This is a genomic window from Kangiella geojedonensis (genome assembly GCF_000981765.1).
GTDB lineage: Bacteria > Pseudomonadota > Gammaproteobacteria > Enterobacterales > Kangiellaceae > Kangiella > Kangiella geojedonensis.
Genome location: NZ_CP010975.1, coordinates 2,484,428 through 2,495,242, shown reverse-complemented (window position 1 = coordinate 2,495,242; position 10,815 = coordinate 2,484,428). Strand labels below are relative to the sequence as shown.

The window sequence follows — 10,815 nt, the reverse complement described above, 5'->3', positions numbered from 1 at the left end:
AATTATATATTCCCAAATCCATGACTTTTAATTGTTATAAGCGCTTTGTTTATGCCAATAATAAGCTATTACACTGTAGGAGTGAGATCTTACTCAAAAAGACTAACTCAACATGAAACACAGTGTAGATCCATCTTCAATAAATATCCACAGTTTTAATAAAAAAAAAACTTAATATGTGAGTAACCACATTTTAAAGAACCGGGGATGAATTGCACAAAATTAAGACAAAGGGAGCTTAAAGGGACAAGTTGTGACTAAATAAGGTATAAAAACAGGTTAAAACTGTGAAGAACTCGGTGTAACCCTATAAAAAGCAACTTATCCATTTTTAGAACTCAGGTTATAAGACACCTTATAAACGGGTTTACTATAACGTTAAATTATTGTTTAAATTAAACAAATATGATTTATCAACAGATAACGCCTTGCTTAATAATAATAATAAGATCTTTAAATATATATTTATAATAATTACTGGCTAACTTTTTAAAAATTGAACAATTAAATCGAGTTATCAGGTTAAATTCGATAAAAATTATTAAATTACAAGTAAATTGGCATTTTTGTTATAAAAAGAGCATCATAAACTCTGTAGAATTAGACGCAATTATCCACAGGCACTAGTCGGGGGAAGCATAGGAATACAATATCTAGTGGTTTTATGGGCATACTGTCACTACATAGATGATGTTTAAGGAATCTATTGCAAACCCTTAAAAAATAAGGGCTGGAGCATTGCAATCCCTAACCAATTCCTATAAAATTCCGCGTCCTTGTAGTTATTGTCACAAACAGATGTCTACAAAAGGACAATTTTTTGTGAATTAATTTTTATGTTGATGGGTTAAGCAGATGAAAAGAACATTTCAACCAAGCGTCATTAAGCGTAAGCGTGTACACGGTTTCCGTGCTCGTATGGCGACAAAAAATGGCCGTAAAATTTTAGCTAACCGCCGTGCAAAAGGCCGTAAGCGTTTAAGCGCTTAGTAGCGGTAGATAAAATATTTGAATTCCTTGATGTGAGCGAGAAGACGGTAACCGATAAGACCAGCACATTTGGTTTTTCTAGGGACCGTCGATTGCTCACAGCAGAGGATTATAAAAAAGTCTTCAGCAACCCAGTGAAACTGGTTTGCCCTCCTTTCACACTCCTAGCGATTTCAAGCGAGTCGAATCATCCTCGGTTGGGATTAATTGTGGCTAAAAAAAACGTTAAGTCAGCGGTAAAGCGAAACCGTTTAAAGCGATTAGCGCGTCAATCTTTCCGTTTACATCAAAACAAACTCCCTAATATTGATATTGTTTTATTAGCCCGTCGCGGTAGTAGTGATATGCCTAATGAGGTATTATTCGAGCACCTCAATCGACTTTGGTCGCGAGCAAAAAAGAAATGCAGTGGTTACTGATAAAATTAGTACGACTTTACCAGTTAGTATTAAGTCCAGTCATGGGCAATCAATGCCGTTTTGCACCAACCTGCTCGAATTATTCTATCGAGGCACTAGAGAAACACGGGGCTGTACGTGGCAGTTGGCTGACCATTAAAAGAATTGGTCGTTGCCATCCTGGTTGCGAAGGCGGACACGATCCTGTACCCACAAATCATACGATCCAACAAACAAAAGCTGTAAAAGAGTAGATTATGGAATCAATGCGCGGATTTTTTATTCTGGGCCTAGCGGTATGTACTTTTTTGTTATACCAAGCTTGGCAAAAAGATTATGGCCCTCAACCTTCTCAACAAGAGAGTGTTGCTGAACAGGGCGACGTTGCTGTAGCCAGCAACAATACAGCTGCAAGCAGCGATAACTTAATTACGGTTGAAACTGACTTAGTCAGCTATCGCATAGAGCCTAATGGCGGTGATATCGTTTATGCTGAGCTAAAGCAGTACAACGTAGAGTTGGATAAAGCTGATAATAAAGTAGTGTTATTTGATTACCGCGATCGTATGTATCAAGCAAAAAGTGCTTTATTAGGACAAGGTGCTCCCGATAATCAACTACCAAGAGCAAGCTATTCTACTGAAAAGGAAAGCTACACGTTAGCAGACGGTGAAGATTCCCTAACGGTGCCATTAAGTTGGACCAATAGTGCGGGCGTGACTTTCAAAAAGAGTTTTACTTTTACTCGTGGTCAATACCTAATAAACATGGTTTACAGCATTGATAATCAGTCTGCGAACGATCGGACTTATAACTTTGTTGCTGAATTAGCCCGTGATCAGAAACCAACAGGCTTGGAAGAGAAGTCGTCTTTTGGCATGAAGCCATTTATGGGCGTTGCTTATTCTCCGGAAGAGCAGCAATATGAAAAAGTTGACTTTGAAGAGTTAGAAGAAGAGCCGATTAAAACTTCCCGTCAAGGTGGTTGGGTTGGCTTTTTACAGCATTACTTCATTGCAGCCTGGATCCCGCCACAGGATCAGCAGATTAATATCACCAGTTCGGTAAAACCAAACAAAGACACTACCATTCGTTTTGTTCAACCAACGGTTTCGGTTCCAGCTGGACAAGCAAAAACCATAAATGCTGATCTATACGTTGGGCCTAAAGATTTAGAGCAATTAGAAGCAGCCGCTCCAGGCTTGGATAAGTCGTTGGATTTGAGCTGGGTATGGTGGATCGGTTTACCCCTCTATAAGTTAATGCAGTTTTTCCACAGTTTCCTAGCGAACTGGGGCTTGGCAATTATTTTGGTGACTATTGTTATCAAAACTTTGCTATACCCACTGTCGGCGGCGCAATACCGTTCGATGGCGAATATGCGTAAGTTACAGCCAAAAATGCAACGTTTAAAAGAGCGTTATGGCGATGATAAACAGCGCATGCAGCAAGAAATGATGAAAATGTATAAAGAGGAAGGCGCTAACCCATTCGGTGGTTGTTTACCGATGTTGTTACAGTTCCCGATTTTCATCGCCTTGTATTATGTATTGTTTGAAGCAGTAGAACTAAGGCATGCACCATTCTTCGGCTGGATTCAGGATTTATCGGTAGCTGATCCCTACTTCGTATTACCCTTATTGATGGGTGGAAGCATGTGGTTAATGCAGCGCTTACAGCCAAAGTCACCAACCATGGATCAGATGCAGCAAAAGATCATGAGCTATTTACCTGTCGTCTTTACGGTGTTTATGCTGTTCTTCCCAGCAGGTTTGGTTTTATACTGGTTGTGTAACAACTTAATATCAGTAGCGCAACAACAGTATGTGACTAAAAAAGTTGAGAATGCTCCTGATAAGCCGAAAAAAGCGATTAAGAAAAAGTAGGCTTTCTTAGTCATTATTCAGGAATTGGAATTAGATAGTGTCAGCCAATAATACGCAAGACACCATTGCTGCCATTGCAACGCCTCCCGGTCGTGGAGGCGTTGGTATTATTAGGGTTTCTGGAAAACTTGCTGAAACTGTCGCACAAAAAATAGTAAAGAAATCGCTCACGGTTCGAGAAGCCACCTACCTCCCCTTTTTTGATCAACAAGATACCGTGCTCGATGAAGGTATCGCTATTTACTTTAAAGCGCCGAACTCTTTTACGGGTGAGGATGTTCTTGAGTTACAAGGTCATGGTGGCCCTGTTATTTTAGACTTGTTACTTAAGGAAATTTTAAAGTTAGGCGTTCGACTCGCGCGTCCTGGTGAGTTTTCTGAGCGCGCATTTCTCAATGATAAGTTGGATTTGGCGCAGGCTGAAGCGATCGCAGATTTAATAGAGTCAACCTCTGAACATGCTGCACGCTCTGCCGTCAGATCTTTACAGGGTGAGTTCTCACAAAGAGTTCATGAGTTAGTGGAAGCGTTAATTCATTTACGTATTTATGTGGAAGCTGCTATCGACTTTCCAGAGGAAGAGATTGACTTCTTGTCCGACGGTAAAGTACTCGGTGATTTAGATGCAATCATTGGCGATATAGAATGCTTACAAAGTCAGGCGCAGCAAGGCTCGATTTTACGCGAAGGCATGACTGTGGTGATTGCAGGAAAACCGAATGCAGGTAAATCCAGTTTGCTCAATGCCTTAGCAGGTAAAGACTCCGCCATTGTCACCGATATTCCCGGCACGACCCGTGATGTTCTACGTGAGCACATTCATATTGATGGACTTCCCGTCCATATTATCGATACCGCTGGTCTGCGTGAGTCAGACGATAAAGTGGAGCAAATTGGTATTGAGCGTGCTTGGAACGAAATTGAACAAGCGGATCAAATTATCTTAGTCGCGGACTCCAGCGAAACACAAGAATTTACACCGCATGCCATTGACCCAGCGTTTGAGCGATTCGAGCCATTTAAAGAAAAGCTCTTAATCGTCGCCAATAAAATTGATGTCTCACAGCTGGATAATCAATCGTTAAACTCAGACTATAAAACCATTGCCATTAGCGCTAAAGATGGAACTGGGATTGATGAATTAAAAGCAGAGCTGAAACAAATCGTTGGCTACCAACAGAACACCGAAGGCGCCTTCCTCGCCCGCCGCCGTCACCTAGATGCAATTGAGCGTGCACTAGCTTTTTGCTATTTAGGCAAAGAGCAGTTAGTAGAGTTTAACGCGGGAGAATTGCTAGCGGATGAACTGCGCCAAGCGCAAAACTCACTGTCAGAAATCACAGGCGAGTTTAGTGCCGATGATTTATTAGGACGGATTTTCTCTAGCTTCTGTATCGGGAAGTAACCACTTTTATAAGGTGAAGCGCGTTTATATAGACGGTGTATAAAAACAGCACGCTTCACAGCTAATAATTAAGTTATATAACACCATTAAATGTATCACAGGATCCGATGAGACCTGTATTGGCACCTCGTTTAAACCAGTTCATACGTTCTTTTGAAGAGCCGTGAGTAAAGTTTTCACGTCGCGGTGGTACACCCGCTCGTTTCATCAGGGTGTCGTCACCCACCGCTTCTGCTGCGGATAGTGCTTCTTCTAAATCACCAGACTCTAAGAATTGAGTACGTTGTTGGGTCTGGTTTGCCCACACACCGGCAAGACAATCAGCCTGCAGTTCCATTTTGACTTGCAAGGCGTTCTGCCCTGCATTGTTGGTTTGGCTTTGTGCTTTACGTACCTTGCTGGAAATGCCGGTTACAGTTTGAATGTGATGCCCTACTTCATGAGCAAGGACATAGGCTACAGCGAAGTCGCCACTGGCTCCCATACGTTTTAGTTCACCGAGAAAACTTAAATCTAAGTAAATCTTTTGATCCGCTGGGCAGTAAAAAGGCCCTGAGGCTGCTTGGCCAGTACCACAAGCGGTTGGTGTCCTATCTCGATAAATAACTAAGGTTGGGTGTGGGTATTTTGCATTCGATTGACGGTAAATTTGAGTCCAAGTATCTTCTGTATCGGCTAACACCACACTAACAAAATCGTAGACGTCTTGTTCTTCTGCCGATGGTTGGTAGTTGGTTTGTTCCGTAGACGTACTTTGAGACGATTGACCTCCAACCATACCTGAGACAACTTGCATCGGATCCTGCTTAAATACAAAGATCGCAATAAGCGCCATTATAATACCGCCAATGCTGAACTTAGCGCCGGACTTCATGCGCTGCCCTCGACGATCATCAATATTACTACTGCGTCTACGGTTTCTCCACTTCATTGTGGTGTCCTCTAACTGTTATTGTCACTAGGTTGGTGAATTAAGAATAATCTAAGACTAGAAGGAAAGGCAAGTTGGGGCTGGGTATTTAAAAAAATATTACAGGTTGTGATGGTTCGGTAAGATATTATGAATATAAGGTGAGGCATTCGCCCCACCTTAAGACACATTACTGCTCGTTTTCCAACTCTTCGCGTTTGACTGACTTTGCTTCAACCTCACGACGGACCCTAAGATCCTTAATTTCATTAATTCTAAACGGCATTTCGAGATAGTTACCTGAGGAAATAAACGTTTTAATGCGAGCGGTTGCACCAGAAACAGAGTTTACGGTGCCAACATAGCTTTTCCCTCGGTAGTTAAAACGAGCTTCGTAACCGATATAAGCGCCTAAGTTAGCGGGTGATGTTGCTTGTAGAGTTAATCCTTGGACACGAGTAAGGTTATCGTCTTGCACCTCTACTACCTGATCCAACTCAGGAAGTTCAGATGGAAGCGGGGGATTGCCGAATAATTGAAGCACACGTTCATCATTGAAGAATACACGCATATTTAAAGCGCTCATCATGCGCTGAGGTGACATGTTCATCATAGCCATTGAATCAATGGCGTCCGCAGGGTAGCTTTCAAGCTTAATGCTTCTAGGCTGACGAATATAGTCATTGTAGGCAGTATAAAAGTCTTCGCTGAAATGGAGGTTGTTGTCATAGAGCACATGGCGAAGGTAATCAATGTGTCGCTGGTAGTATTGTTCTAACTCTAACCCTTCAAGCTCGGCACAATATTTAAATAAGCGCTCGGTTAACTCTGGAGTGGCGGATTCTACAGTAATCGATTTAAGTTTAGGATTTTGCACTAAGGCATTTGGGTTAATTTGATCCAATAAAAAATCGACTTTAAAGCTACCGTATTCACCGGCATTTACATACATGTTCCAGTTTGCTTGGTTAATATGTTTGTCGTAGTTGGTGCTGGTGCTGAAATCTAACGTTACTTGCTGATAACCCATAGCGTTTAAATCGCTCACATCCAAAGAGTCTTTATTATCGCAGCCCGCTAAGGACATTTGAGTCAGTAAGTCAGGTTCAGTCTCGTATGTAGAATTAGAGTCCATGGAAGCAGTTAGCGGAAACTGAAGTTGCTTAATTTCAGCACTCATATTTTGTACACCGCCAAAATATTGTCCTGATTCAATTGAACGAACTAACTTAAAAGACTGGAGTAGGCTATCTGTACCGAAGCGAAGCTCTTTGATGGTGGCTTTTTGTGCGGAACCGGGAACCGTGATTTCAATATCAGTGGTCACAGACTTACCGTCAAAACTTACATAGGTAGAATCATAGCTGGCCGGACTTTGCATTTTTATAAACGTAAAGACGTTATCGATCATCTGCTTATTTTTATACCAGATGTAGCCGTAGGCTAATCCAGCAAGTATAAGAAGTATAATCAGTAATCGAGTAAAAAGTTTCACCAGCCTCTCCTTCTAGTGTTTATTGATAAATCTGAGGTTGCTTACGCAAGCAGTAATATACTGGCATTATAGCTTGCGTGACATAAAATCGGGCCAAGGATAGAGCGACTATATTGGCGAAGTAGCGCCAAGAAAATCCCCAACAGTAAAATAGCACCCATACCAACCCAGTAATCACTGTATTCTATTAGGTGAAAGCCCATAAATACAACTGCTGATGCACAGATTGCGACAATTGTGCCAAAGCGTTGCAATAAAGAATCATAAAGAAGTCCGCGGAACAGGTATTCTTCAAACATAGGTGCAAGCCAAACAGTAGCGACAAATAATACAACTACTGCTACGGCGCCATCTTTTTTAATTAAGGAAAAAGTGCTGACGTCGCCCGGTTGGGGCGGATAGTAATGACTGACGACATTAATCAAAACAGCTATGGCTACACCAGTTAAAACCGAAACCAATATCCAACGAAAGCGTGATTTGAGTAATGGTTTAAAGCGTTTAATGAAATATTCTCTGGTCATCCACACTAACAGACCGTAAGAAAAAAGGATTGAACCTGTAATGGAAACGATTAAAGCTAGCCCTGAAGGTTGGTTACTAACGGAACCGTTTGTTGCTGGGAATAGAGGTTCGAAAAACAGTAGTAATAGGCTGGTAGCGAGTGACAAAATCAGCAAAGTCGCCAGTGCTAACCATAAGTGGTAAATAACTTGGATGTTGCTATTCGTTTTATTGATGGGTTGTTTGATCAAAATTATAAGTAAGTATTTTTATAAAGTATTGATTTTAGGTTGATTCGATCAGAAAAGATAGTGAAAAACTGTTCAAAAGTTAAACAAATAAGAGTATGATCTCGCTCCCTAATCGCCAAGGGTTTACAATAGCCCTTTAGCTTATGAATCAACTAGGTTAGAAATTCAATTTATGCGTTATCCAGAAAAGTATTCAGTCATCATTATCGGCGGCGGCCATGCTGGCACAGAGGCTGCGTTAGCATCTGCGCGCATGGGCGTGAAGACATTATTATTGACGCATAATATTGATACGTTGGGCCAAATGTCATGTAATCCTGCGATTGGTGGGATTGGCAAAGGTCACTTAGTTAAAGAGATTGATGCGCTGGGCGGAGCTATGGCGAAAGCCATCGATCGCGCCGGTATTCAGTTTAGAACCTTGAACGCCAGTAAAGGCCCGGCTGTTCGTGCCACGCGCGCGCAAGCAGATCGTGCCCTGTACAAATCCGCCATTCGTGAAATCCTTGAAAACCAAGAAAATCTAAGCATTTTCCAGAATGCTGTCGTGGACCTCATTGTTGAGAATAAAAGTTCAGACCAAGAAGCGGAACAAAAAGTCGTTGGCGTTAAAACCCAGATGGGTTTGGATTTCTATGCAGATGCTGTGGTTTTAACCGTAGGGACGTTTTTAGGTGGCAAAATCCATATTGGTACCGAAAACCATTCTGGTGGACGCGCCGGCGATCCACCGTCGATTGCCTTAGCCAATCGCTTGCGTGAACTCCCTTTCCGCGTGGATCGGTTAAAAACAGGTACGCCTCCGCGTATTGATGCTAAATCCGTGGATTTCTCCCAGCTGGAGCAGCAGCCTGGCGATACGCCAGTACCGACCTTCTCTTTTATGGGAAACGCTTCGCAACACCCCGAGCAGATTTCATGCTGGATCACCCATACCAGCGAAAAAACACACGATATTATTCGTGGTGGACTCGATCGTTCACCGATGTATTCAGGTGAAATCGAAGGCGTAGGCCCGCGCTACTGCCCGTCGATTGAAGATAAGGTGATGCGCTTTAGCGATAAAAACAGCCACCAAATTTTTGTGGAGCCAGAAGGCTTAAACACCCATGAATTGTATCCTAACGGTATTTCAACCAGTTTACCGTTTGATGTGCAGATGGATTTTGTGCGCTCGATCAAAGGTTTCGAGAATGCGCATATTACACGCCCTGGCTACGCCATTGAGTATGACTTCTTTGATCCTCGTGATTTAAAAGCTTCGCTAGAAACCAAGTTTATTAACGGCCTCTACTTTGCTGGACAAATCAACGGCACCACTGGTTATGAAGAAGCCGGTGCGCAAGGCTTGATTGCAGGCATGAACGCCGCACTACAAACGCAAGGCAAAGACAGCTGGTCGCCACGTCGCGATGAAGCTTATATCGGTGTTTTGATTGATGATTTGATCACGCGTGGTACACAAGAACCTTACCGCATGTTCACCTCGCGTGCCGAGTATCGTCTGATTTTACGTGAAGACAATGCCGACTTACGCTTAACCGAGCGCGGTCATCAGCTGGGCTTAGTTGATGAAGCCCGCTGGGCGGCGTTTAACCACAAGCGCGAAGCCATTGATAATGAACTAAAACGTATTTCAAAGCTGGTAATCACGCCGGAAAGTAAAGCCGCGCAAGAGTTAAATAAAGTTTTAGAGAAGCCGCTAAGCCGTGCTTATAAAGCGCAAGAGCTATTGCGTCGCCCTGATGTTAGCTACGAGATGTTGATGTCGCAGCCTGATTTAGGGCCAAAAGTTGAAGATCCTAAGGTGTCTGAGCAAGTGCAGATCCAAACCAAGTACTCGGGCTATATCGATCGTCAGAAAGATGAGATCGAGCGCAATCTGAGAAACGAACATACCCAACTACCGAGTGATATAGACTATACACAGGTCAAAGGCTTATCTAACGAAGTGGCGCAAAAGCTTCAAAACCTAAAACCTGAAACCATTGGTCAAGCCAGCCGTATTTCAGGCGTTACGCCAGCCGCGATTTCGCTGTTGTTGGTGTATTTAAAGAAACGAAAGCATTTGAAATCAGCGTAGACCGGCATAAAACCAAAGGAGGATATGATGAGTGGTGCAGTATTGGGTGGCGTTATTGGGGTGGTGATTGTTGTATTGGTAATTGTTCTGGCCAGCAGAAATAAAGATAAAAACAAAAACAAGTAGCTTTGCTGACTGTTATCCTAACCTCTTATTATTCGCCGAGTGTGAGAGTTTTGATGTCGATGCAGTCTGAATAATGAAAACTATAGTCGATAAAAGAGTAAATCGTGAACCCTCAACTAAAACAACTTCAACCTGAATTTAATCAAGAGTGTGAGAAGCTGGGTATTTCCGTTTCTGACGAGCAAAGCGATCAGTTGCTGACCTATTTGTCATCGTTATTGAAGTGGAATAAAGCATTTAACCTGACGGCGATCCGTGATCCTAAGGAAGGTTTGTATCTTCATTTGTTGGACTCGGTGGTGGTTTCTCCTGCGGTAGCAGAATTTGAGTCATGTTTGGATGTCGGTACTGGCGGGGGTTTGCCGGGAATTCCGTTGGCGATTTTAAATCCTGATAAAAAATTCACCCTGTTGGACACTAACAGTAAAAAGACCCGCTTCTTGAAGCAAGTGGTCTATGCGTTAGGGCTGGAAAATGTAACCGTGGTGAATAAGCGTGTACAAGACTTTAATCATGATACAGGGTATGCTTGCATACTTTCGCGTGCATTTGCGTCGTTAAAAGATATGACCGATTGGACTGAGCATTTGTTAGCTGATGGTGGTCAATGGTTGGCGATGAAAGGCTTATATCCAGAAGAAGAGATTGTGGAGCTGGACTCTTCACTGAAATTAGTGGATTCAAAGCAAGTAAAGGTTCCCAATTTGGACGCAACGCGGTATTTTATTTATCTTCAAAAAACACAATAACAGTAACTTGAGGTGATC

At 42.5% G+C, this 10,815-nt stretch carries 10 protein-coding genes; 7 read left to right on the top strand and 3 right to left on the bottom strand.

All coding sequences use genetic code 11. The features are described 5' to 3' along the window. The first annotated feature begins 855 nt into the window (after nt 1–855). The 5 genes from rpmH to mnmE are packed head-to-tail and all read left to right on the top strand — an operon-like array spanning nt 856 to nt 4,679. On the top strand, nt 856–990 hold the full coding sequence (gene rpmH / locus TQ33_RS11545; RefSeq protein WP_046562175.1) for a 50S ribosomal protein L34: 135 nt from the start codon (nt 856–858) through the stop codon (nt 988–990). A 32-nt stretch (nt 991–1,022) separates the two neighbouring features. Continuing rightward, nucleotides 1,023–1,409 carry a ribonuclease P protein component gene (rnpA, locus tag TQ33_RS11540; RefSeq protein ID WP_046562174.1) on the top strand — a complete coding sequence of 129 codons (387 nt, stop codon included), beginning with the start codon at nt 1,023–1,025 and terminating at the stop codon, nt 1,407–1,409. Continuing rightward, complete coding sequence (gene yidD, locus TQ33_RS11795) at nt 1,394–1,642, top strand: membrane protein insertion efficiency factor YidD (protein WP_071841124.1); 249 nt, start codon at nt 1,394–1,396, stop codon at nt 1,640–1,642. The genes rnpA and yidD overlap by 16 nt, the downstream gene beginning before the upstream one ends. A 3-nt stretch (nt 1,643–1,645) precedes the next feature. Then, the gene (gene yidC / locus TQ33_RS11535; protein ID WP_046562173.1) at nt 1,646–3,274 is read left to right on the top strand and encodes a membrane protein insertase YidC; all 1,629 of its coding nucleotides are present in this window, start codon (nt 1,646–1,648) and stop codon (nt 3,272–3,274) included. Nucleotides 3,275–3,311: 37 nt separating this feature from the next. Beyond that, a complete protein-coding gene (mnmE, locus tag TQ33_RS11530) occupies nt 3,312–4,679 on the top strand; it encodes a tRNA uridine-5-carboxymethylaminomethyl(34) synthesis GTPase MnmE (protein ID WP_046562172.1) in 1,368 nt (455 codons plus the stop codon). Nucleotides 4,680–4,752: 73 nt separating this feature from the next. On the opposite strand, the gene ypfJ is transcribed toward mnmE, so the two are convergent. The 3 genes from ypfJ to TQ33_RS11515 all read right to left on the bottom strand — a co-directional run bounded on the left by ypfJ (nt 4,753) and on the right by TQ33_RS11515 (nt 7,839). Next, nucleotides 4,753–5,610, bottom strand: coding sequence for a KPN_02809 family neutral zinc metallopeptidase (gene ypfJ, locus TQ33_RS11525; RefSeq protein WP_046562171.1), 858 nt, complete (start codon nt 5,608–5,610; stop codon nt 4,753–4,755). 169 nt (nt 5,611–5,779) lie between these two features. Next, nucleotides 5,780–7,084, bottom strand: coding sequence for a hypothetical protein (locus TQ33_RS11520; protein WP_046562170.1), 1,305 nt, complete (start codon nt 7,082–7,084; stop codon nt 5,780–5,782). A 41-nt stretch (nt 7,085–7,125) separates the two neighbouring features. After that, the gene (locus TQ33_RS11515) at nt 7,126–7,839 is read right to left on the bottom strand and encodes a CPBP family intramembrane glutamic endopeptidase (protein WP_052735303.1); all 714 of its coding nucleotides are present in this window, start codon (nt 7,837–7,839) and stop codon (nt 7,126–7,128) included. Nucleotides 7,840–8,011: 172 nt separating this feature from the next. Here TQ33_RS11515 and mnmG point away from each other — a divergent pair, with 172 nt between their 5' ends. Further along, on the top strand, nt 8,012–9,922 hold the full coding sequence (mnmG, locus tag TQ33_RS11510) for a tRNA uridine-5-carboxymethylaminomethyl(34) synthesis enzyme MnmG (protein WP_046562169.1): 1,911 nt from the start codon (nt 8,012–8,014) through the stop codon (nt 9,920–9,922). Between the two features lie 230 nt (nt 9,923–10,152). Then, nucleotides 10,153–10,797: a 16S rRNA (guanine(527)-N(7))-methyltransferase RsmG gene (rsmG, locus tag TQ33_RS11505; RefSeq protein WP_046562168.1), complete on the top strand. Its 645-nt coding sequence runs from the start codon at nt 10,153–10,155 to the stop codon at nt 10,795–10,797. The last annotated feature ends 18 nt before the right edge of the window (nt 10,798–10,815 follow it).

Excerpts from the sequence above, each read along its gene's own strand:
- rpmH (WP_046562175.1), top strand. The coding sequence starts at position 856 with ATGAAAAGAACATTTCAACCAAGCGTCATTAAGCGTAAGCGTGTACAC.
- yidD (WP_071841124.1), top strand. The coding sequence starts at position 1,394 with ATGCAGTGGTTACTGATAAAATTAGTACGACTTTACCAGTTAGTATTA.
- yidC (WP_046562173.1), top strand. The coding sequence starts at position 1,646 with ATGGAATCAATGCGCGGATTTTTTATTCTGGGCCTAGCGGTATGTACT.
- ypfJ (WP_046562171.1), bottom strand. The coding sequence starts at position 5,610 with ATGAAGTGGAGAAACCGTAGACGCAGTAGTAATATTGATGATCGTCGA.
- mnmG (WP_046562169.1), top strand. The coding sequence starts at position 8,012 with ATGCGTTATCCAGAAAAGTATTCAGTCATCATTATCGGCGGCGGCCAT.